The 23171-nt window shown below is 36.0% G+C and carries 23 protein-coding genes and 1 pseudogene; 19 read left to right on the plus strand and 5 right to left on the minus strand.

Annotated features, from left to right (window positions below):
- Nucleotides 1-187 precede the first annotated feature (187 nt).
- The 4 genes from infA to trxB all read right to left on the minus strand — a co-directional run bounded on the left by infA (nucleotide 188) and on the right by trxB (nucleotide 3034).
- Nucleotides 188-406 (minus strand): translation initiation factor IF-1, encoded by a 219-nt coding sequence (gene infA, locus DWA31_RS06735; RefSeq protein WP_114325846.1) that lies wholly within the window; start codon nucleotides 404-406, stop codon nucleotides 188-190.
- Nucleotides 407-561: 155 nt separating this feature from the next.
- Nucleotides 562-1293, minus strand: a complete 732-nt coding sequence (locus DWA31_RS06740; protein WP_114325847.1) for an arginyltransferase — start codon at nucleotides 1291-1293, stop codon at nucleotides 562-564.
- A gap of 45 nt (nucleotides 1294-1338) precedes the next feature.
- Nucleotides 1339-2064 carry a leucyl/phenylalanyl-tRNA--protein transferase gene (gene aat / locus DWA31_RS06745; protein ID WP_114325848.1) on the minus strand — a complete coding sequence of 242 codons (726 nt, stop codon included), beginning with the start codon at nucleotides 2062-2064 and terminating at the stop codon, nucleotides 1339-1341.
- Nucleotides 2065-2083: 19 nt separating this feature from the next.
- A complete protein-coding gene (gene trxB, locus DWA31_RS06750; protein WP_114325849.1) occupies nucleotides 2084-3034 on the minus strand; it encodes a thioredoxin-disulfide reductase in 951 nt (316 codons plus the stop codon).
- A gap of 764 nt (nucleotides 3035-3798) precedes the next feature.
- Between trxB and DWA31_RS06755 the strand changes: the two genes are divergently transcribed.
- The 13 genes from DWA31_RS06755 to DWA31_RS06815 all read left to right on the plus strand — a co-directional run bounded on the left by DWA31_RS06755 (nucleotide 3799) and on the right by DWA31_RS06815 (nucleotide 19037).
- The gene (locus tag DWA31_RS06755; protein WP_114325850.1) at nucleotides 3799-6339 is read left to right on the plus strand and encodes a DNA translocase FtsK; all 2541 of its coding nucleotides are present in this window, start codon (nucleotides 3799-3801) and stop codon (nucleotides 6337-6339) included.
- Nucleotides 6340-6346: 7 nt separating this feature from the next.
- Nucleotides 6347-7033 carry an outer membrane lipoprotein periplasmic chaperone LolA gene (gene lolA / locus DWA31_RS06760; protein ID WP_114325851.1) on the plus strand — a complete coding sequence of 229 codons (687 nt, stop codon included), beginning with the start codon at nucleotides 6347-6349 and terminating at the stop codon, nucleotides 7031-7033.
- Nucleotides 7034-7158: 125 nt separating this feature from the next.
- A complete protein-coding gene (locus DWA31_RS06765; protein ID WP_114325869.1) occupies nucleotides 7159-8487 on the plus strand; it encodes a replication-associated recombination protein A in 1329 nt (442 codons plus the stop codon).
- Nucleotides 8480-8881, plus strand: a complete 402-nt coding sequence (crcB, locus tag DWA31_RS06770) for a fluoride efflux transporter CrcB (protein WP_114325852.1) — start codon at nucleotides 8480-8482, stop codon at nucleotides 8879-8881. Before DWA31_RS06765 ends, crcB begins: the two co-directional genes overlap by 8 nt.
- A 119-nt stretch (nucleotides 8882-9000) precedes the next feature.
- Nucleotides 9001-10281, plus strand: coding sequence for a serine--tRNA ligase (gene serS / locus DWA31_RS06775; protein WP_114325853.1), 1281 nt, complete (start codon nucleotides 9001-9003; stop codon nucleotides 10279-10281).
- Nucleotides 10282-10457: 176 nt separating this feature from the next.
- On the plus strand, nucleotides 10458-10964 hold the full coding sequence (locus DWA31_RS06780) for a TlpA family protein disulfide reductase (RefSeq protein WP_245942520.1): 507 nt from the start codon (nucleotides 10458-10460) through the stop codon (nucleotides 10962-10964).
- Between the two features lie 145 nt (nucleotides 10965-11109).
- The gene (locus DWA31_RS06785) at nucleotides 11110-12252 is read left to right on the plus strand and encodes a M14 family metallopeptidase (RefSeq protein ID WP_114325854.1); all 1143 of its coding nucleotides are present in this window, start codon (nucleotides 11110-11112) and stop codon (nucleotides 12250-12252) included.
- A 56-nt stretch (nucleotides 12253-12308) separates the two neighbouring features.
- Nucleotides 12309-13823 carry an alanine/glycine:cation symporter family protein gene (locus DWA31_RS06790; protein ID WP_114325855.1) on the plus strand — a complete coding sequence of 505 codons (1515 nt, stop codon included), beginning with the start codon at nucleotides 12309-12311 and terminating at the stop codon, nucleotides 13821-13823.
- 115 nt (nucleotides 13824-13938) lie between these two features.
- A complete protein-coding gene (locus DWA31_RS06795; RefSeq protein ID WP_114325856.1) occupies nucleotides 13939-14265 on the plus strand; it encodes a hypothetical protein in 327 nt (108 codons plus the stop codon).
- Nucleotides 14266-14450: 185 nt separating this feature from the next.
- A complete protein-coding gene (locus DWA31_RS06800) occupies nucleotides 14451-14780 on the plus strand; it encodes a YeaC family protein (RefSeq protein WP_114325857.1) in 330 nt (109 codons plus the stop codon).
- 52 nt (nucleotides 14781-14832) lie between these two features.
- Entirely contained in the window at nucleotides 14833-17703 is a 2871-nt protein-coding gene (locus DWA31_RS06805) for a DUF349 domain-containing protein (RefSeq protein WP_114325858.1), read from the plus strand.
- A 274-nt stretch (nucleotides 17704-17977) separates the two neighbouring features.
- Nucleotides 17978-18532 carry a GNAT family acetyltransferase gene (locus DWA31_RS06810; protein WP_210725562.1) on the plus strand — a complete coding sequence of 185 codons (555 nt, stop codon included), beginning with the start codon at nucleotides 17978-17980 and terminating at the stop codon, nucleotides 18530-18532.
- A gap of 124 nt (nucleotides 18533-18656) precedes the next feature.
- A complete protein-coding gene (locus DWA31_RS06815; RefSeq protein WP_114325859.1) occupies nucleotides 18657-19037 on the plus strand; it encodes a VOC family protein in 381 nt (126 codons plus the stop codon).
- A 122-nt stretch (nucleotides 19038-19159) separates the two neighbouring features.
- On the opposite strand, the gene DWA31_RS06820 is transcribed toward DWA31_RS06815, so the two are convergent.
- Nucleotides 19160-19561 (minus strand): YkgJ family cysteine cluster protein, encoded by a 402-nt coding sequence (locus DWA31_RS06820; RefSeq protein ID WP_114325860.1) that lies wholly within the window; start codon nucleotides 19559-19561, stop codon nucleotides 19160-19162.
- A gap of 174 nt (nucleotides 19562-19735) precedes the next feature.
- Here DWA31_RS06820 and DWA31_RS06825 point away from each other — a divergent pair, with 174 nt between their 5' ends.
- The 6 genes and pseudogenes from DWA31_RS06825 (at nucleotide 19736) to DWA31_RS06850 (ending at nucleotide 22923) form a co-directional block, all read left to right on the plus strand.
- Nucleotides 19736-20410, plus strand: coding sequence for a haloacid dehalogenase type II (locus DWA31_RS06825; protein ID WP_114325861.1), 675 nt, complete (start codon nucleotides 19736-19738; stop codon nucleotides 20408-20410).
- A gap of 77 nt (nucleotides 20411-20487) precedes the next feature.
- Nucleotides 20488-21101, plus strand: a pseudogene (locus tag DWA31_RS06830) (LysE family translocator).
- Nucleotides 21102-21201: 100 nt separating this feature from the next.
- Nucleotides 21202-21549 carry a hypothetical protein gene (locus tag DWA31_RS06835; protein ID WP_114325862.1) on the plus strand — a complete coding sequence of 116 codons (348 nt, stop codon included), beginning with the start codon at nucleotides 21202-21204 and terminating at the stop codon, nucleotides 21547-21549.
- Between the two features lie 76 nt (nucleotides 21550-21625).
- Entirely contained in the window at nucleotides 21626-21967 is a 342-nt protein-coding gene (locus DWA31_RS06840) for a Fis family transcriptional regulator (RefSeq protein WP_114325863.1), read from the plus strand.
- Nucleotides 21968-22095: 128 nt separating this feature from the next.
- On the plus strand, nucleotides 22096-22437 hold the full coding sequence (locus DWA31_RS06845) for a PBPRA1643 family SWIM/SEC-C metal-binding motif protein (RefSeq protein ID WP_114325864.1): 342 nt from the start codon (nucleotides 22096-22098) through the stop codon (nucleotides 22435-22437).
- Between the two features lie 273 nt (nucleotides 22438-22710).
- Nucleotides 22711-22923, plus strand: a complete 213-nt coding sequence (locus DWA31_RS06850; protein ID WP_114325865.1) for a DUF3565 domain-containing protein — start codon at nucleotides 22711-22713, stop codon at nucleotides 22921-22923.
- The last annotated feature ends 248 nt before the right edge of the window (nucleotides 22924-23171 follow it).

Raw genomic sequence — 23171 nt, forward strand, 5'->3', positions numbered from 1 at the left:
GTATTTGACCGTTTTTCCTACGTATAAAATAGATCACCTAATTAATGAAACTGGTATTAGGATATGCAGAACTGTTAGCAATTTAGTGACCATAAATAAGACATAAAAAAACCAGTACTAATTAAAGGACTGGTTTATATATTTTATCATCAACTACATAAGTACTTATCTAGTCTAAATATAGAAGTTATCTTGCACGGAAAGTAATGCGACCTTTAGATAAATCATATGGTGTTAGTTCAACTGTTACTTTATCACCTGTTAAAATACGAATGTAGTTTTTACGCATTTTACCAGAAATATGAGCAGTCACTACGTGGCCATTCTCTAATTCAACTCGGAACATAGTGTTAGGTAAAGTATCTAAAACTGTACCTTGCATTTCAATATTTTCTTCTTTCGCCATGGGGCGCTAAACCTCTATATGTTGTGCAAAAAAGCCAAAAATTCTATTTAAATTGTAAGGATTTTTGACTGATAAAAAAAGCTGCGCGAATGATGCCTAATTGCACGACCAAAGTAAAGCTTTGTACCTGTTTATTTACTGTAATCGTTGATTTTTTATCCTGTGGAAGACTTTCTTTCAACTAACAACCATTTAGAGCTAATAAATCGTTCGTGCGGAAAGTAACTATTTTTATAATTCATCTTTTGACAGTCATCAATTTGATACCCTAAATATAAATACGGAAAATTTAATTGTCGGCATAAATCAATTTGAGTAAGGATAGAAAAACGTCCTAAGCCATAACTTTTAAAGTCAGGATGATAAAAAGTATAAACAGCGGATAAACCATTAGTCAGCACATCAGTTACGGCAACGCATATAAGCTGTTTAATACCATTAATTTCACACCAGGTTTCGATAAATAATTGTGTGGTTAATTTACTACTGATAAAGCTTTCAAATTGCTGAACAGTTGCGGGATACATGCTGCCATCTTGATGAAAGGTATTAATATAATTTTCATAGAGGGGGTAATAATACTCTCTCATTTGCTCAGAGTGTTTTATGGTGAAGCTAGCATTACGTTTTAATGAGCGTTTTTGGCTTTTAGAAGGACTAAAGTCATTAACTAATACACGAATAGATTGGCAAGCATTACAGTTTGGACAATAGGGTCGATAAGATTGTTCACCACTACGTCGAAAGCCCTCCGTCATTAAAATGCTATAACTGTGTTTATTTTGCAGGCGTTCATCGATGGCAATTAATAAACGTTCTTCTTCATCAGGTAAGTAACTACAAGGAAAGGTTTTGGTTATACCTACTTTAAAACTGCTATCATTCATACGACTACTTCTATCAAATTAATAGTGCGATATACCTATGCCACTTTAATTAATCGGTAATTCACGTGGTTGCCAAAAATTAGCTGGTACTTCTTTATTTATAGCAGTTTGTTTGAATGCAACAAAGTTTTCTCGTGAAATTTCTGTCGCGCCCATATCTTCTAAAAAACTATTAAGCAATTGACAATCAATAAAATCAACGTCAATTGTTCTAAGTAACTCAGCTAACGCAACCAAAGCAAACTTAGAAGCATTAGACGAGGTATAAAACATTGACTCACCAGAAAAAAAACCATTAATGGCGACACCATATAAGCCACCGACTAACTTAGGCTCATCAATCGAGTTTGTTTGCCAAACTTCAATAGAATGAGCAAAACCCAAATGATGTAAATTGGCATAGGAAGTTTGCATTTCAGGTAAAATCCATGTGCCGTCATCGCGAAAGGGGGCATCTGCACATAATGCTATCACTTGTTCAAAGACAGTATTTAAGGTGATTTTATAAGAGGATTTTTTTAGTGCTTTTCTTAAGGTACGATTAATGTGTAAATTGTCAAGTTTGATAATCGCCCTTGGGTTAGGCGACCACCACATTAGCGGATCGTTTTCACTAAACCACGGAAAGATACCTTGGCTGTAAGCGTTAATTAATCGCTGTGGTTGTAAATCGCCACCGACGGCTAATAAACCATTTGGCTCAGTGAAGGCTAGCTCTACAGGAGGAAAAGCCAAATCTTTCACATCTAGTTGATAAAGAGTTTGGCTCATAGTTGTTATTACGTGCTAATTATTGCGAATCAAGGAAGCGTTCAGCATCTAACGCTGCCATACAACCTGCACCAGCGGATGTGATTGCTTGACGATAGATATGATCGGCAACATCACCTGCGGCAAATATACCTTCAATACTGGTTTGAGTAGCATTACCTTGCGTACCACTTTCAATGGTTAAATAACCATTTTTCATGTCGAGCTGGTCGTTAAAAATATCAGTATTTGGTTTGTGACCAATAGCGATAAATACACCGGCAACATCGATCTCTTCAGTAGCATCTGATTTAGTGTCTTTTAAGCGTAAGCCTGTAACACCCATTTTATCACCTAAAACTTCATCTAAAGTGCGATCTGTGTGCAGAATAATATTACCGTTTTTAACTTTTTCATATAAACGCTCGATTAATATTTTTTCAGAGCGGAAAGCATCACGACGATGAACTAAATGTACTTCACTAGCAATATTGGATAAGTAAAGTGCTTCTTCAACAGCAGTATTACCACCACCAACGACAGCAACTTTCTGGTTTTTATAAAAGAAACCATCACATGTTGCACAAGCTGAAACACCACGACCCATAAAGGCTTCTTCAGAAGGTAAACCTAAATATTGTGCCGATGCGCCAGTACAAATAATTAAGGCATCACAGGTAAATGTACCATTGTCGCCAGTTAAGGTAAAAGGACGTTTAGAGAAATCGACTTTATTGATGTGATCAAAAATGATTTCAGTATCAAATTTCTCAGCATGTTTTTGCATACGTTCCATTAACGCAGGACCGGTTAAATCATCAGCATCACCTGGCCAGTTTTCTACTTCTGTTGTGGTGGTTAACTGACCACCTTGTTGCATACCTGTAATCATTACTGGTTTTAGGTTAGCGCGGGCTGCATAGACTGCGGCAGTGTATCCTGCAGGGCCTGAGCCTAAAATAAGTAGGGGACAATGTCTAACGTCGCTCATGAATGAGTTCTCCGGAGTTTATTTTTAACAAATAGTTTTTTGATAAATAGATATATACCCAAGTTACTTTAAAATGCAGGATTTAGCTGGAATTAGAAACGTTTTTAGGCAAGGCATTGATTGAAGAGAATGGTTACTCCCTTCTCAAAATCAATAACGCAGCATAAAACTTTTATAAACCAGCCCTGTGGGGATGACTGAACAAAATATGCTCATCGTTACATCTGTTTTTAATGGAATAACCATTAATAAAAAGATGCGCCTTGAACATGATCCGTTCAGGCATCCTGAAACTCGCATTTTGAAGTGACTTGGGTATATCTTTAATGATTGGGATGATAAGGGGTTCTATCAAGGGTGTACAGTTGCTTTAAAGAAATAATAGTTAAAATGAATATAAAAAAGAGTCTAAATGGTAAAATTCACTCTTTTCTTTTTTAACTACTGTTGAACTCAGTGTATATACCCATGATACTTCAAGATGTGCGTTTCAGGGTAGCTGAACGTTTCATGAGCAATACATGTTGTATTTAACCGGTTGTGACTCATTAACTATGGTGATTATTTCAGCAGTTTTAGAGCTGCTTAACTATTTATGCTCAAGTCGAATATTTTTATTAATGATTACGACTTTAAAACCTATGCAACGATGAATATTATCTTTAATCAATGCCTTGATTATATGCCTTTTAATTCTCGCTGAATGCTGCATCTTGAGGTAATATGGGGATATATCAATAAACTCTGCTTTCATGGAACCTTAATTGCCTTCAGAATTAGTTAAAAATACCGAACAAGACCTCGGTGACGTAAAAAATGCCAACACCAAGAACTCTCAACTCAGTGGTGTACAACGTTTACTTGAAACTGGCTTGTTATTTTTCAGTGTCTTTGCCATGTTCATTATGTTGGCATTGTTTAGCTTTGATCCCGCAGATCCTGGCTGGGCCCAAACTGGCTATCAAACACCCATTAGAAATCTAGGTGGCGCTGTTGGTGCTTATTTATCAGATTTATTATTAAATTTATTTGGTTTTATCGCCTACAGTTTACCTTTTGTTGTCGCTATTATAGGTTGGTTATTATTTCAGAAGTTTCATCAGTTAATGAAGCTAGATTACTTAACACTTGCCTTAAAGCTGATTGGCTTTTTTATGTTTTACTTAGGTATTACTTCGCTAGCAAGTATGAACTTTGATGATCTCTTTTATTTTTCAGCAGGTGGTATTTTAGGTGATGTATTAAGTGAAATGCTTATACCTTATTTTTCATTTGTTGGTAGCACCTTAGTCTTTGTAATGTTTAGTTGTGCGGGCTTTGTATTATTAACTGGTTTTTCATGGCTTAATTTTATTGATAACGTAGGTCGTTACACCATAGCAGGCGTGGTGTTTTTACAACACATTCCTAGTTATATTAAAGATAAATTTGGTGTGGGTGATTCAACCTTACCAAATGAACCAGAAAGTAACGTAATAGACCAAAGTGCCAATGTTAATTCTGAAAAAGCACCTGTAACGACACAAAAAAAGAAAAAGCTAGCTATTCCTTTTCTTTCATCAACGTCAGAAAAAGAAGTTCAGAAACAAGAGCACTTCATCGATATTAATGACTTAATGGATGGGCCTCTTGCAATAAAAGTGCAAGAGCACGTTAGTGATGCTGAAATATCTGCAGCTTTTGCGGATGTTGAAAAAGTTGAAGTTGCTGATGATAACGCATTAGGAAATACAAATTCTGCGGGTGAGCTAGTTAACAGTAGTGATGCCAATCAAGTTAATTTAGTACCGTCACCGGAAGAAAATTTTCTAGGTATGCCTTCAATTGACTTACTTGATCGGCCTGACAAAGCAAAAAATCCCATTAATAGAGAAGAGCTAGAGCAGGTAAGTCGTTTAGTAGAAACGATACTATTAGATTTTAAAGTACAAGCACAAGTGGTTGCTGTATATCCAGGCCCTGTTATTACCCGCTTTGAACTTGATTTAGCACCAGGCATGAAAGTGAGTAAAATTAGTGCGTTGTCAAAAGACTTAGCCCGGGCTCTATCTGCAATAAGTGTTCGTGTGGTTGAAGTTATTCCGGGAAAATCTGTTATCGGTTTAGAATTACCTAATAAATATCGTGAGATAGTCCATTTAAGTGAAGTTATTTCATGTGCTGCTTTTGAAGAGTCAACTTCACCCTTAGCGATGGTGTTAGGTAAAGATATTGCTGGTGAGCCAGTCGTGGTTGATTTAGCAAAGATGCCACATTTATTGGTTGCCGGTACCACAGGCTCAGGTAAGTCCGTGGGTGTTAATACCATGATTGTTAGCTTGTTATATAAATCAACGCCAGAAGATGTACGGCTGATCATGATTGACCCTAAAATGCTTGAACTAAGTGTTTATGAAGGGATACCTCACTTGTTAACTGAGGTGGTTACCGATATGAAAGATGCTGCTAACGCGCTGCGTTGGTGTGTGGGTGAAATGGAACGTCGTTATAAATTAATGTCTGCGCTTGGTGTACGTAACTTAAAAGGTTATAACAAAAAAGTATTGGCTGCTATTGCCACAGGCGAGCCACTTATTGACCCTCTATGGCAACCCAGTGATGGCTTAGATCAAACACCACCACTATTAGAAAAGCTGCCTAGCATTGTTGTTATCGTTGATGAATTTGCTGATATGATGATGATTGTTGGTAAAAAAGTAGAAGAATTAATAGCGCGTATTGCACAAAAAGCTCGTGCTGCAGGTATCCACTTAATATTAGCAACACAACGTCCATCAGTTGATGTTATTACCGGTTTAATTAAAGCGAATATACCAACCCGTATGGCGTTTCAAGTATCCTCTGGTTTAAACTCTCGCACTATTTTGGATCAGCAAGGTGCTGAGCAATTATTGGGAATGGGGGACATGCTCTATTTACCGCCAGGAACAGGAGTACCAACACGTGTTCATGGTGCTTTTATTGACGATCATGAAGTACATGCAGTTGTTAATGATTGGAAATTACGTGGCGGGCCAAATTATATTGAAGAAATTTTAGCCGGTAGTAATGATCCAGACATGTTACTGCCAGGTGAGCAGAGCGAAGGTGGTGAAGCAGAAGAGCTAGATGTTCTTTATGATGATGCAGTAAAGTTTGTAACTGAAAAGCGTCGAGTATCTATTTCCAGCGTGCAGAGACAATTTAGAATTGGCTACAACCGCTCTGCGCGAATAGTCGAACAAATGGAAATTCAGGGCGTAGTGTCAACTGCTGGCAACAATGGCGCACGTGAAGTGTTAGCGCCACCACCAATTAAAGATTAAGCATAATATGAATAAAGCGTTTTTTGTTAACTCTACTTTTGTCATCGCATTAAGTTTTGTCACGAGCTCAATAATGCCTGTAATGGCTGAGTCACAGGTTAGTTCTCCAATAAAGTTTGAAGCAAGTAAAAAGCTATTAAGGGCAAAGCTTGCTGATTTGAAGTTTTTTAGTGCTAACTTTACTCAAGAAGTTGTTAGTGAAACAGGTGAGTTATTAGAACAAAGTTCAGGGAAATTGGCTATCAGCAAGCCAAACTTAGCTAATTGGCATACTCTAGAACCAGATGAACTTGCAATCGTTTCTGACGGCCGTGATGTTTGGTTTTATAACCCATGGATTGAACAAGTCAGTGTTTATTCTTTATCCGCAGCGATTGCCAAAACACCCATATTGTTACTCACGAGTAAAGATGAATCGTTATGGCAGCAGTACAATGTTAGCAAATCAGATAATAGCTTTGTGATCAGCGCTAAAGATCCCAATAGCCAAATTAAAAATTTAACCTTAATATTCTCAGTTAAAAAGCAAAAGGTGCAAGGTAGCGAACTTAGTCAGTTTTCTTTTCTTGATGCCACCGGACAGGTAAGCCATATTAAATTATCAAATTTTGATGCCAAAAATGTACCCGAAAGTAGTTTATTCAATTTTACTGTGCCAGAAGGCGTACAAATAGATGACCAACGCGCTAACTAGGAACTTTTGTGAAAAACCAACAGCAGCAATCTAGCTTATTTACTTCGGAACAAGAGAATACAAATGTTACCTGTAACCAATCTGCTTCCGGTGCTGCGTCTTTAGCTATACCCCTTGCAGCGAGAATGCGCCCGAAATCTTTGGTTGATTATGTTGGACAACAACATATCCTTGGCGATAACTCGCCGCTTAAACGAGCCATCGAACAAGGTCATTGTCATTCGCTTATTTTTTGGGGGCCACCAGGCACTGGGAAAACCACCCTCGCTGAAATTATAGCAAACCACGCTAAAGCTCAAGTGGTTAGGCTTTCTGCGGTAACATCGGGTATTAAAGATATCCGTCAAGCCATTGAACAAGCTAAAATTAGAAAGCAGGGTGTTAGTCAAAATGACTATAGTCGCACCGTTCTATTTGTTGATGAAGTTCACCGTTTTAACAAGTCACAACAAGATGCTTTTTTACCTTTTATAGAAGATGGCACTATTATTTTTATTGGCGCAACCACCGAAAACCCAGCGTTTGAGTTGAATCAGGCAATACTCTCTCGAACACGTGTTTATACGTTAAAAAAACTAAGCCATGAAGAGTTAGCACAAGTACTCAATAGAGCATTATTGTTAATAGAAGAACAGCAAACGCTTGTTACTATAGATAAAGATGCTAAACAAAGTTTATTAAATCGAGCTGATGGTGATGCGAGGCGTTTACTCAATTTATTAGAAAACTGCCTTGATAGCCAGCATGGCCAAAGTAGTTCTGTAGTCGAAAATAAAAAAAATAAAGCTATAACTGTTGAATTAATTGCACTAGTTGCCGGTAGTAAAATTGCGCTTTATGATAAAGGCGGTGATGCATTTTATGATTTAATTAGTGCCTTTCATAAATCAGTACGGGGATCAGATGCTGATGCTGCCTTATATTGGTATGCAAGAATTCTGATTGGCGGTGGTGATGCCTTATATGTAGCGCGACGTTTATTGGCCATTGCCAGTGAAGATATTGGTAATGCTGACCCGCGTGCAATGCAATTAGCGATTAATGCTTGGGATACTTTTCATAGAGTAGGGCCAAGTGAAGGTGAGCGTGCTATTGCACAAGCGGTAGTTTATATGGCATTAGCACCCAAAAGTAATGCGGTTTATAGTGCTTTTAATCAAGCTAAACTGCTAGCCGAGCAAACGTCTAATTTAGATGTACCAGAACATTTAAAAAATGCGACGAGTGAACTGACTAAAAACCTAGGTCATGGCACGGGTTATCGTTATGCTCATGATGAACTAAATGCTTTTGCTGCCGGTGAAAATTATTTCCCCGAAGCGTTAGCTAGAGCTAGCGGTGCTGATTGTAAACTTTATCAACCAAGTGATCGCGGCTTAGAAAAACAATTAAAAGAAAAACTAGATTATTTGAATCAGTTAAACCAAAACAGTAATGAGCAGCGCTATGACTAGTACTATTAGTAACTTCACCCTTTACCTTTTTGTTGCTCTTGGCGGTGCATGTGGTGCAAGTTTACGCTTTTATATTTATCAATTGGTGTTAAATTGGTTAGGAAAAGGGTTTCCTTTTGCCACATTGATGGTTAATATCACCGGCTCATTTATTATGGGTTTATTATACCAACTAATTGAAAGTGGAATTTTAGATATTAATATCCATAGAACATTACTTGGCGTTGGTTTTTTAGGTGCATTTACCACCTTTTCAACATTTTCATTAGACTCTTTGTTATTAATACAACAAGGAGACTTAACCAAAGCGGCCATTAATATTTTATTAAATGTTTCGCTTTGTATAGCTGCTGCTGCCTTGGGACTTTATCTAGTCTCCGCTATAGCAAAATAATGTATTTATACTCATGGCCATTCAAAATGCACCTTGATTGGTAACGGGTATACATATATAAAAATAAGTTGATTTAAAACTTCAACTTTAACTTCAATTAGATAGATACGTGAATAATTATGCTTGATGCAAAACAACTTAGATCAGATTTAGATAATGTAGCCACACAACTAGCAAAGCGTGGCTTTACCCTTGATACGGCAACACTAACTGCGTTAGAAGAAAAACGTAAAGCTATTCAGGTTAAAACCCAAGAATTACAAAATGAGCGCAACACACGTTCAAAATCCATTGGTCAAGCAAAAGCACGTGGTGAAGATATTGCACCATTACTTGCTGCGGTTAGTCAATTAGGTGAGGAACTTGATGCAGCAAAAGCCCAACAAGATGATGTGTTAGCAAAAATAAATGATATTGCTAGTGCTATGCCTAACTTACTTGATGAATCTGTGCCAACGGGCGCTGATGAAGATGACAATGTTGAGCTTAAACGCTGGGGTACACCTAGAATATTTGATTTTGAAGTTAAAGATCATGTTGATTTAGGTTTTGGAGTTGGTAAAGGCTTAGATTTTGAAAGTGGTGCTAAATTAGCCGGAACTCGTTTTGCAGTAATGCGTGGTAATATCGCTAAATTGCACCGTGCTTTAGCTCAGTTTATGCTCGATGTGCATACTGAGGAACATGGTTATCAAGAAATGTATGTGCCTTATTTAGTCAATGCAGCTTCTTTATATGGCACTGGTCAACTACCTAAGTTTGGTGAAGATTTGTTTCATACCGATTTATCAGGTAAAAATTTCTCATTAATTCCTACCTCAGAAGTACCGCTTACTAATCTTTACCGTGATGAAATTGTAGATGAAGCAGAGTTGCCAATTAAAATGACGGCTCATACCCCTTGTTTTCGTAGTGAAGCGGGATCGGGTGGCCGTGATATTAGAGGCCTTATTCGTCAACATCAGTTCGATAAAGTTGAAATGGTGCAATTGGTAAAACCTGAAAATTCTTTTGCTGCACTTGATGAATTAACAGGTCACGCTGAAGCTATTCTAGAAAAATTAGAATTACCTTATCGTACTATGGTACTTTGTAGTGGTGATGTTGGTTTTAGTGCCACTAAAACATTTGATTTAGAAGTGTGGTTACCTGCGCAAAACACTTATCGTGAAATTTCATCTTGCTCGAATATGGGCGCTTTCCAAGCACGCCGTATGCAAGCACGTTTCAGAAATAGCGAAACTAACAAACCTGAATTACTACATACGCTGAATGGCTCAGGCTTAGCTGTAGGCCGTACTTTAGTTGCTGTGTTAGAAAACTACCAACAAGCTGATGGTAGTATTAATATACCAACAGTGTTACAACCTTATATGAAGGGTTTAACAAAAATAAGTTAAGCTTTTTGTTACGCGTTACTTATAGTGGGTGATTAATATTAAGCTGTTTGTAATTTTCAAACAGCTCTTTTATTTGATTAACTACAAAGAACAAAAATTTACATTTTCTTTGCAATAAATTAATGATGATCGGGTCTATTAAAGTAATACTACTTCGCATTTATTAGGACATTTTATTGTTAGCAACATTGCGTAGCCTTGGCATTCAAGTATTACTATTTTTTATTGTTTTCCAAGCAATATCTTTCTTTCGTGAAACGAGCATGCTATCAACTGATGTTGAATTATCAGCCTCAAAGAGCCAATCGTTTACACAAGTGCCAACGCTCATGGGCGATAGCGTCTCATTAAATTCAGAAGGTAAAACTACAGTACTTTACTTCTTTGCGCCTTGGTGCCAAATATGCCACATTAGTATCGGTAATTTACAAACATTATATGAGAAAAATGAACACCTTGAAGTCGTTGCGGTTGCAATGGATTACACAAGTATTGAAGAAGTCTTGGATTTTACCAAGCAGCATCAACTAACGTTTCCAATAGCCTTAGGTAATGAAGAAATCAAACATGCTTTTTCAATCTCAGGCTTTCCAAGCTATTACGTAATAAATGAAGAAAATACCATAATAGGGAAATCTATGGGATATTCTTCTGAACTTGGTCTTTATTTGCGTTCTTTGTAATTGTTCTTTTCTTTTGACTAGTCTAGTGTAGTGATCTCAATGTTGTTTGTGTAGACTGTTAAGTTTATCCTTTAATCTATACTTCAAATTCACTAGAGTTATGATGTTGAGATAAATTTGAGTACAGAACGGAAAGGCTCTACCGATGCAAATATCTGACAATTTTGATAGCGGCAATATTCGAGTAATCGATGCAAGCGACCCTAGCAATATTCGACTAGCAATAAAACATGATAATCAATCTGAATTTTATCAATGGTTTCATTTCAAATTACAAACTGATACTACGCAAACTACAAATCCCCAAGAACATGTTATTCATTTAAATAATGCAGGCAAAGCCGCCTATGTAGCAGGGTGGGAAGATTACCAAGCAGTTGCTTCGTATGACCGTGAACACTGGTTCCGTGTACCTACAACCTACGACGGTGATAAGCTTACTATTACCCTAACGCCAGAATATGATTCTGTGTATTTTGCTTACTTTTCTCCTTATAGTTACGAACGCCACCAAAATTTATTACATAATGCGCAAATGCATTTAGATTGCCAGTTACAAGTATTAGGCCAAACCCTTGATGGACGTGATATCAGCTTGTTAAAAGTTGGTGAAGAAGGCGAGGGTAAACGCATAATTTGGTTAACTGCCCGTCAACATCCAGGTGAAACCATGGCAGAGTGGTTTATTGAAGGCTTTTTAGATCGTCTTCTTGATGACGATGACGGTGTTGCCCGAGTCTTAGTAAACAAAGCTGTTTTTTATATTGTACCCAATATGAATCCTGATGGTAGTGTTCGCGGGCACCTTCGCACAAATGCTGTTGGTGCAAACTTAAATCGTGAATGGTTAAATCCAACAATGGAACGCAGCCCAGAAGTTTATTTAGTACGTAAAAAAATGCTTGAAACAGGCGTTGATATGTTTTTAGATGTTCACGGTGATGAGGCTTTACCTGTTAATTTTTTAGCAGGATGTGAAGGTGTTGTTGCTTATGATGAACGCCATAAATCGCTTGAAGATAAGTTTAAAGCCATTTTATTGTCGTTAACTCCTGAATTTCAAGATGAACGCGGCTATGATAAAGATGAGCCAGGTAAAGCTAACCCAACGGTTGGTACTAACTGGGTAGGTAATCAGTTTAAATGTTTGGCTTACACCATAGAAATGCCCTTTAAAGATAATGATTTACTGCCTGATTACAGTATGGGATGGTCTGATATTCGTAGTAGCTTGCTTGGCCGTGACTTCTTAACAGGTGTTTATCACATTGTTGATGATTTACGATAACCACACGATAAAAAATCAGCTAAAATAATGATATAAAAATAAAAGAGGACGTTTACGTGCAAGAACTAGTCAATATTATTAATGGATATATTTGGAGCAGTGCTCTGATCTATTTATGTTTAGGCGCAGGTTTGTTTTTTACTGTGCTAACGCGCTTTGTTCAGGTTCGACAGTTTTCAGAAATGTGGCGTTTGTTAATGTCAGGTAAAAGCTCAGCACAAGGAATCTCGTCTTTTCAAGCGTTAGCTGTTTCATTATCGGGTAGAGTGGGTGCAGGTAACATTGCCGGTGTTGCTGCCGCTATAGGCTTTGGTGGACCTGGAGCCGTATTTTGGATGTGGGTAGTCGCTTTTTTTGGTGCGGCCACCGCTTATGTGGAATCAACCAATGCACAAATATATAAAGAAGAACATGATGGTAAATATCATGGCGGCCCTGCTTATTATATTGAAAAAGCGATGGGGCAAAAGTGGTACGCGTGGACTTTTGCTATCGCAACTATTATTGCTACGGGTATATTACTGCCTACCGTGCAATCAAACACCATAGGCACTGCAGTTGAGCAAGTATTCTCTAACAGTGGCAGCATCGAAACAGCCATTGGTGTGATTAGCTATGCTAAGCTTTATACAGCGACAGCTATCGTTTTGTTATTCGGCTTTATTATTTTTGGTGGTATCAAACGTATTGCTAATTTTACCCAAATTATTGTGCCATTTATGGCATTAGCGTATATCTTGATTTCTCTAATCATCATTGGATTAAACATAACGCAGTTACCGAATGTTGTAATGATGATTGTGGGTGATGCTTTCACGCCTATGGCGGGTTTTGGTGCTGCCATTGGTTGGGGTGTAAAACGTGGGGTATATTCTAATGAAGCTGGCCAAGGTACTGGACCTCATGCTGCCGCGGCTGCCGAAGTTGACCATCCAGCACAACAAGGTTTAGTACAAGCTTTCTCCGTTTACATCGATACTTTATTTGTATGTTCTGCAACGGCATTTATGATTATCATTACCGGTACGTACAATGTTCATGGGGTAGGTGATGCTTTTATCGTTCAAAATATTGCTAGTGATGTGGTCGCCAATGGTCCGCAATTTACCCAAATGGCTGTGGAAAGTGTATTTGTGGGGGTAGGTAAACCTTTTGTTGCATTAGCGTTGTTTTTCTTCGCTTTTACTACATTATTAGCTTATTACTTTATTGCAGAAAATAACATTTACTATATTAAACGCACGCTTAATATTCCAGGTGCCGTGTTTATGTTAAAGGTAGTAATCATGACGGCAACATTCTATGGCACAATCAAAGCAGCTAATATCGCTTGGGGCTTAGGTGATATTGGGGTCGGTTTAATGGCATGGCTTAATATTATTGGTATCATTATTATATTTTTCATGTCAAAGCCTGCTATTACCGCGTTGAAAGATTATGAAGCGCAACAAAAAGCGGGTGTGAAACAGTATACTTTTAATCCCAAAAAACTAGGCATAAAAGATGCGACTTTCTGGGAAGAAAGATGGGAAAAAAGAGCAACTGAGCAAGGTAAAACAGAGCAAAGCTAGGTTATCTTTCTATTTCATTTGGTATTAATTCAAAAAACGCTCATCAGAGCGTTTTTTATTGTCTAAAGTTAGGTAGAATGGTCGTCATATATTAAAGGTAAAAAAGAAAGTATTAATGGCTGTAATTAATTGTCCCGGTTGTAAGAAAAAAACATCAGATAAAGCAATAGAGTGCAGTCATTGTGGATTATCTTTGCAAGCATTAGATAGTGACAAAATAGCTAATTTAAATCATGTCAACCGTATCAATCAAGCCCAACGTCTAATGACTTATTCCTTTGTTGCCATGCTATTATTTTGCGGTGGTTTTTTATTTATGTTTTGGGACAATGTTGAACAAGGTACTTGGCAGCACAATCTAGCCATGGCAAGCACCGTTGTAGGTTTTATTTTATATATAATTATCCGCATTCGATTGCTTTTCTTTAAACGAAAAAAGTAGGGTATAACCATTACCGTCAATCAATGCCTTCCCTACATGACGGTACAGGAAGTACCTTATTAGAGAATGCAGGACGCACATTCTCCTGATGTAGGTACTTAGGTTCAGTCTTGAACGATGAACCGATGTCTCTAAGCCTTTTAATTCTCGCTGAAACGAGTATTTCGAAATAACATGAGTATAATATGAATTTAGATAACACAATAGAAAACATGCCTGAAGCAATGTATTTAAGATTAAAGTGTGCTGCTGAAACAGGTAAATGGCCTGAAGGTGTCGTTGTAGAACAGGCACAGCGAGATACCGCATTACAATTAATTATGGCTTATCAAGCGCGACATTTAGATAGTGATGAAATGTTAACGATAGGCAGCGATGGCAATATGGTACATAAAAATAAACGACAATTAAAAGAGAAGTTTACTAGTGCTGCCAAAGACAAGCCGATTGTACCTTGTACTAAGCCTGATGAAGAAGCACCAAAAAGCGATATTGCTCATTTTACTAACTTGTAAACTGTTTCAGTAATTAATAATTTAACACTTAACGAAAATAATAACGGCTCTCATGATTTTTAATCTCTTTAAAAGTAAAAGCAAATGGCAACACAAAGATAGTAATGTACGTATTGCTGCGATAAATGAAGAATTAGATAGTAATAACAGTGAAAACAAAACCACGTTGTTATCACTTCTTAATACTGATAGCAGCGAGTTAGTGCGTCGCGCTGTTTTATTAAAATTTAATAATTTTGATGATTATTACAATGCGAGCATTAAAAATGATAATAAAGCGGTGCAAGAATTTTCTTATACGCAAGTACAAGATATTCTATTAGATACACATGCAATTAAGTTAACGATAGCGCAAAAAGAAAACTTTTTAAGCTTGTTACTAGCAGAGCCGACTATAAACTTTTCATTATTGAATCATTGGCTTGAATATGAAGCAGAGCCACAAATAATTATTGGCTTATTTCGAGCGATTTCAAAAAAGAAAAATATTGTCTCATTATTATTACAAACTTTTATCAAGAAAAATAATAGTGAAGTACAAATTAAATTATTATCACTTGATTTAAAAGAACTTAATGAAGCAGCATTATTAACAAAACTTCTCAAAAAAGCTGCCAATGATGACGTTGTACAGGTAATTAATGACAAGTTATCACAATTAATTGAACAACAAGAAAAACCTAAAAGATTACATAAACAATGTCAGTTATTGCTTTCTAAACTACTCGCATTAAAAGACCTGTCTGATTTTGGGCTGTATTTAACAAAAAAATCAGCTTTAGAGCAAGAATGGCAACAGTGCATACCTGAATTACCAAGTTTGTCAGATGAAGACCAACAAATATTAGTGGCTAAGTACGACAAAATAACCTCTCAACTCAGTCAACTATTTGCCCCTAAAGAAGAAGCTTATCAACAAGACAAAATTGCTGAGCAATTAGTTCTCGATAAACAAATTATAAAAAATAGCGTAAGCAAAGTCATAGCTGAATTAAATCAAGTTATCACTACTGCTGTTTTTGAAGATGAAACACTTAACCAAGCAGATTTTATAAATCAACTAGAACAACTCAATCAGCAATTAGTAGTCAGTGTTTTAAATGAACAAGAACAAGACGTTTTTGCAAAACAAATAATACAGTTAGATAAACGCTTAACCCAACTACCTGAAATTGCTCAATCAGTAAGCCAAGCAACTTACCTCATTTCTCAAATATCTCAGTTAGCATTGCCGCAAACACTCGCAGAATTAACTGAACGTCAACAAGTTTACCGTGATTGGCTAACTCAGTGGCAAGATGTAGAAAAACAAGCATATGGTGTTTTACCTCAGACAATTAAAGACGCTCATAAAGAAATCACACAGCTTTGGAAAAATGGCCTTAAACCTTTACAACATGAACAAAAACAGTTGTTTACTCAAACTAAGAAAAAACTTATTGATTTGAAACGTTTACTTCTTAGCGGAAAATACAAAGTTTGTTTTGGTTTATTTAAAGGGGTTAACCAAGCGATAACTTTATTGTCTGTTAAGCAGCAACAACAACTGCAGCGAGATTTTGATAATGTTAGTGAACAAATGGCAGAAATTAGTGATTGGGAGCATTACATTGCTACGCCACGTAAACAACAATTATTAAGCGAAATTACTACTTTGATTAGCACGCCTATGGATCACCCGAATGAGCAAGCTGATAAAGTAAAAGAATATCGTAAAATATGGAACTCATTAGGTCATGCTGATGAAAGCGTAGATCAAGAGTTAAATAAACAGTTTAACCTTGCCTGTGAAAAAGCATTTGCTCCATGTCGTTTATTTTATGCAGAACAAGAAAAACTACGCGAGCAGCATCTAGTTACTCGCAATGAAATAATTACACAAGCAAAACAACTTGCTGACTCAATTACAGACACATACGATGATGTTGCAACAACTGACTATAAAATGCTTGATGGGCAACTAAATAAACTACAACAACGATGGCAACAAGCAGGTGAGGTTGACAGACAAGGTTACCAAAAACTTTATCGACAATTTAAAAATACCTTACAACCGATTAGAAAATCAATTAAAGATTTTCATGATGCTAATAGCACAAGTAAACAGGCATTAATCAACTTGGCTGAGCAACAGTTAGCTGTGGAAGACATATATCAAGCGATTGATACGGTAAAACAATTACAACAACAATGGCGCGATATTGGCTTTGCTGGAACTCATCAAGAGTCTACGTTATGGCAAAAATTTAGATCGATAAACGATCAAGTGTTTACAAAACGTGATGAGTTAAAATCAAAACAACAAACTGTAGTAGCATCATTAGCAAAGCAATTTAATCAAACTCTTACTCAAATTAAAGATGAACTTATTGATTCTCAATTAGCTTACAGTAAAGAACAAGCTGAACAACTATTAAGTGAAGTAATAAGCAATAAACCGGTGATTAAATCAGTTGTTGTAGCAATAGAATCATTTATTAAAGACGTTACAAAGAAAATATCGGTACAAGATAGCAAGTCAGAGCAAGAAAATTGGCGCAGCCTTTTTTGCCTACTTAACAAAGTTGCTCAAGATGAAAGTGAAATATCACTTGAAACGCTGTTAGAAAATAGTGCTGATGATTATCAACGTTTAACAAATTTTTGGCAAAAGCGTTTACAAGAGCAACTAACACTCAACGTACAAGCTAATGTTAAAGAACGTGAAGTTAAAACGCTAGAAATTGAAATTTTAGCACAGGTTGAATCACCTCAAGAATATGCAGACCAACGATTAGCAGTGCAAGTTAGTTTAATGCAACAGCAAATGTTGTCAGGGGTAGGGATAGACTTATCGCAAAGTTTGATTAATTGGTTACGTATAGGAAAATTAGCTCACTCTGATGTGGCACTTCTTGAACGATTAAGTAAAATTTATAAGTAGTATTTATTCAGTAGTTAATAAGCGTGCACTATTTTTTATCAAATAGAAGTTAAAAATGACTGTTAATAACTCCATTATGAGCTGAACTAGGCAATGTATTTGATACAGATGAATGCCACATTAAATATAATATCTATCAGAATCCCGATATTTTTTAATCGGTGTTAATTAAATGGAAAAATAATAGCTGGCTACGTTCAGCCTAGTTTACATATCGCCAACTATTTTATTACCCTTAATGAGGGTAATAGGCTGACTAGAGTATAAATGTACAATGAAAATTGAATTAAAAGTTGCAACATTAAGTAATGTAGAAGAAATTCTAAACCTACATTACAGATATCAAATAGATTCTATCAACGAAGAAGATAAATCAGATGGGTTTATCACTACTGCTTTTACAAAAGCTCATTTAACTAGTTTAATCCAAGACGAGAATGGTCTTTTTATTGCTAGTATTAATAATAAAATAGTCGCATACGCTATGGCTGCGTCTTGGAAATATTGGTCACAATGGCCGATGTTTGAATTTATGATTAAAAATCTAGATGACTCGACGCACTTAAACCAAAAAATAAATGTAGTTAGCTCTTATCAATATGGCCCTGTTTGTGTAGATAAAACGGTAAGAGGTCTAGGCGTATTTGAAAAGGTATTTAACTTTTCTCTTGCTGAAATGTCAAAAAGATACCCTATAATGGTTACTTTCATCAATAAAATAAATACAAGATCGTTTGAGGCTCATATTCGAAAAACAAATTTAAAAGTAATTAAGCACTTTGAGTTCAATAACAATAATTATTATAAGTTGGCGTGTAATACAACCTAACACGTATTAATATTTTGATTTGTTCTAGTCTTTGTATGGATTTAAAAGCTAAAACAGAATGATTTTTTTAAATTATTAGCGTAATGTAAACATGTTAACTAATAAATAATAAAAGGAAAGTTCAATGTTTAGTCATGTCATGATCGGGGCGAACGATATTCAAGCGTCTAAAGTATTTTACGATGCCATTTTAGGCGAACTAGGCCATAAACCAGGTGTCATTGACGAAAAGGGTCGTTGTTTTTACTTTACTAAGGGTGGTATTTTTGCCCTTACACCACCTATTAATGGTGAAGCTTCTACCCATGGCAATGGCACAACGATAGGCTTTTCTGTTGACTCTGGAGAGCAAGCAGACGCATGGCATGCTGCAGGTATTGCAAACGGCGGTGTAAATTGTGAAGACTTACCGGGTGTGCGTGAAGGGGGATTAGGGAAACTGTATCTTGCTTATTTACTTGATCCATCAGGTAATAAAATTTGTGCCCTACATCAAATGGGCTAGTAACAAGTATTTTTCATATAAAAAAAGGTGCTTTAAAGCGCCTTTTTTTATAATAAATATTTAGTGTATGCTTTAGGAATTAAGTGCGCTAATTGTATTGGGAACTCTTATAAGTGTTTGAATTATGATCCGCTAGGAGGACGACTATCCTGCATCAATTCATCCAACTTTATTTGAGCTTGCTTCGGCTTTGCTAGGTCTATTACTTCAATCATTTCGCATTCATCTCTAATCATTTCAGCAATAAGACTTGGGTAATGACGGCAGTCTTCAGGTCTATCTAAGTAGATGCTGCATGTGTATTTGTTTTGGGCGAGTGAGTTTGTTTTGATTTCAATTTCTAGAAATGGGCATTTTTTGAGACTTAAACCTGATTCAGGATCGAACCATATTTCGTTATTTTTAACGAATTTGAATATTTCGGGATTAAATATCTCCCATAGATCAATTTCCTCTTTTGTCACTGAAAGATCGCCACCTCCATATTTTATACAACATTTACCACATTGATTACAGTCTTTCATCGCTTGCTAATTGTAGGGTGTGAAAGCTATATTATATCATTGATATTATTTGTGGTTCATGGCTTCTTTAGCTTTAATGTTTTGATTGCTTTTACAATTCATAATAAGCTGATACTTAACTGAGGAGATTTTAATTTATTTTTTAAGCTCTCAAAATATAATGGTGAGGTCGTAATGAAAAAAAACATAATATTGTTTGACATAAATGAGACAGTGCTTAACCTCAATACATTAAAGCCCAAGTTCAAAGCAACTTTTGGTAACGAAAGTGTTATGGCAACATGGTTTTCCATGCTTTTACACTCATCTACAGTTTGTATGATGACAGGTGTAAAAACTGACTTTGCGACATTAGCAGGTACTATGCTTGAATCAATTGCTGCTCGTATGGATGTAAAACTTTCACAGACAATGCGTGATGATATACTTAGTGGTTTTGCTAGTCTTTTGCCTCATGATGATATCAAACAAGCACTAGCTCAGTTAAAGTCCGCCGGATTTCGCACTGTCGCTTTTTCAAATTCATCACTTAAGCTAATATCAGCTCAAATGACAAATGCAGGTTTAATGGAATATTTTGATGATATAATTTCAGTCGAAGAAACAGGTAGTTTTAAGCCTGACCCTAATGTATATAAGTTTGCGGCTAAACAATTAAACCAACCGCTAAAGTCTTTGAGGCTTGTTGCCACTCACGATTGGGATACTCATGGCGCGCTGTCTGTTGGAATGCGCGCTGCTTATATTAATCGCTCAGGTACAATCTATCATCCTCTGTATCGCCAACCTGATATTTATGCGACAACAATGGAAGATATTGTAGATCAAATCATCAAAAAAAATGGTTAAACCGAATATAAAAGTTAATCAACGAAATTAATCGTTTGAAGTCATAGGTGATTAAGCAATAAGGAAAATTAGAATTTATGGAGTTTTATTTATCAATTTTTATGTTTGCAGTGTCGTCAACGGTAACACCTGGTCCAAATAACATAATGATTATGACTTCAGGTTTAAATTATGGTGTTAAAAATAGCATCCCTCATTTATTAGGGATCTGCTTTGGCTTTCCTGTGATGGTAATCGTCATTGGTTTTGGCTTTAGTGTTATTTTTGAAAGGTATCCGCTATTTAATGAAGTAATAAAAGTATTAGGCGTTGTATATTTATTATATTTATCTTGGCTTATTGCGTCATCTTCTCCTATATCACTTGAAGGTAAAAAGTCTAAACCGCTTAGCTTTACTCAAGCAGCATTATTTCAATGGGTAAATCCTAAAGCATGGGTTGTTGCCACTGGTGCTGTCTCTGCTTATACTTCCGTTTCATCGGACATTTTGCACAAGTGATTTATATTGCATTAGCTTTCTTAATTGTTGCCTTTCCTTCTTTGGGTATTTGGTTGACATTTGGTGTGGGTATCAAAAAATTCTTGAAATCAACAAAACATCAAAAAATATTTAATTTATCGATGGCTTTGCTTTTAACTGTGTCTGTATTACCTGTATTAATAAAATTAGTTGAACAATATGTTGCTTAACAATTTATTAAACAGAAAGTAACAGTTGGTTTTGTTCGTTTATCATCATTAAAGCCAACAATTTTTTCCATTTAATGTGGTGATATAGTAATGAGGGTGTATGAATATAAAAGCGTATATTGATAAAGTTAATGAAATTTCACATTTAGAAAGAGATCAACAATTTTTGGTACTTGAAATGGCTTCTAATGATGCTTGTACACAGTTTAAATTTTTAAATTTCTCTAGGATTGCCTTTTTTATACGCACTCTTTTTATAGCGATCCTTTCGGGGGGAAGTTATTTACTCTTTGGCTATTCTGCCTGGTTACTGATAGTTACTGTATTTTTAGGTTTACTTCTTTCTAGAGTTGCCGTGACAGAAATTAACACTTATTTACTGTTAAAAAGCTTAAGAAAGATATTGCTTGAACAGCACAATAGTAAGTTAGTAAATGAGTCTATATAAATTCTTTATCTTTATATTTAAATGTTTTGGTTCATGATTTCAGCCCTTTTCAGGGCAACTAGGCTGCTATAGTAATATGCGTAAATCTGATAAAAAAATAGAAAACCAACTTAGAATAGCGTTAACCGAGGTATGTGAGACAGCATTAAATAATTTTACTGGCTTTGAGTGGTTAACTCATTTAGTTAATCATAGTAACTTTCCTAAAAGTTTAAAGGTAATTTGTGTTTTTGATACTAACGATAATCTTTCTAACTTTATAAACAGCAAAAGTAGCCATGAGCTTGATTCTTTAATTCAGAAAAATCTTTTTGAAAAGGGTATAAACCTTAAAAACATAACCAATCATATATCTTATGACACCGAAGAAAACTGTCAGACAAACAACAATGGAAAATGGGCCGATAGGCTAGAGTAAACGCATGCTCAATACGCAAATAAAGCAAGAATAATAAACTCAAATAAGGTTTGTGAGTGTGTTAGACTTGCCTTTTTTCAACCGACCAATATTTAGTTGGTTGAGTATACCTTTCACAAGGGTTAGACATGTCAGATAAGTTATTTTTCAAGGGTCGTCAGGATGCACGGCAAAATCATATAAAGTACGGTCACAAAACAAAAAGTAGTAATAAAGCCGGTAGTAAGAAATATCCTTTAGCATTGGTGGTTACAAGTGAAGCACGTAAGCTAGAAGTTGAAACGTTGGTTGCTGACGCTGATTTGTTTGCTGAAGTAAGTATTGATAGTGGCGAAGGTGCTGTAGAATCTATTACCGAATTAACCATGCTTTTGAATAAACAAGAGGCTGTTAAAGTAGATAAAGTACCTGGACGTAACGATCCCTGTGTTTGTGGCAGCGGTAACAAATATAAAAAGTGTTGCGGATAGGGTACATCATGCAGCTCGCATGACAAATATTTAAACTAGGGCGCCTAGCAGTTGGTAAAGTATACCGTTTAACTAATACCATTTACATTAATTAAGGTTACAAAATTCAATGAGAATAAATGTTCAAGAACAAGGCGCTTGATTGAGTAATAGCTGGCTATTGGGATTGAAAGCAACGATGTTATTGGATATTTAAGCCATTTGAAAATGATCACTTAGTTAGTGTAATTGGTATAACTATTATCTGCGCATAAAATGGTGTTGTGTAGTTTAATGAATCAATCAATTACTGGTTATCATAAAGATGATGAAAATGATTGGGTAGCTGAATTACTATGTGGCCATTTTCAGCATATAAGGAATAACCCTCCTTTTATTAATAGACCTTGGGTAACAACACAAGTTGGCCGTTGTTCAATGATTGGTTACGAATTAAACTGTAAAAAATGTGATTCAGGAGAGCCACAAGACGTAATATACCCGTGATACCTCAAAATGTGCGTTTCAGGATGTATGAGCGATTCATGATCAAGGCGCATCTTTTTATTAATGGTTATTCCCTTAAAAAAAGATGCAACGAATAATATGATTTGCTCAGACACCCCCGTAGGGCTGAGGGATCCCCATTTTAGTTGAACGCTTCTTTTTGGTAATTCAAAATGAAGTATTTTAAACTTTTTTCTATATAGTTCAGCGTGATACGCCTTTTGAATTGCTTTATTACTTGTTTGGCT

The organism is Candidatus Colwellia aromaticivorans, from assembly GCF_003333305.1.
Classification (GTDB): domain Bacteria; phylum Pseudomonadota; class Gammaproteobacteria; order Enterobacterales; family Alteromonadaceae; genus Colwellia; species Colwellia aromaticivorans.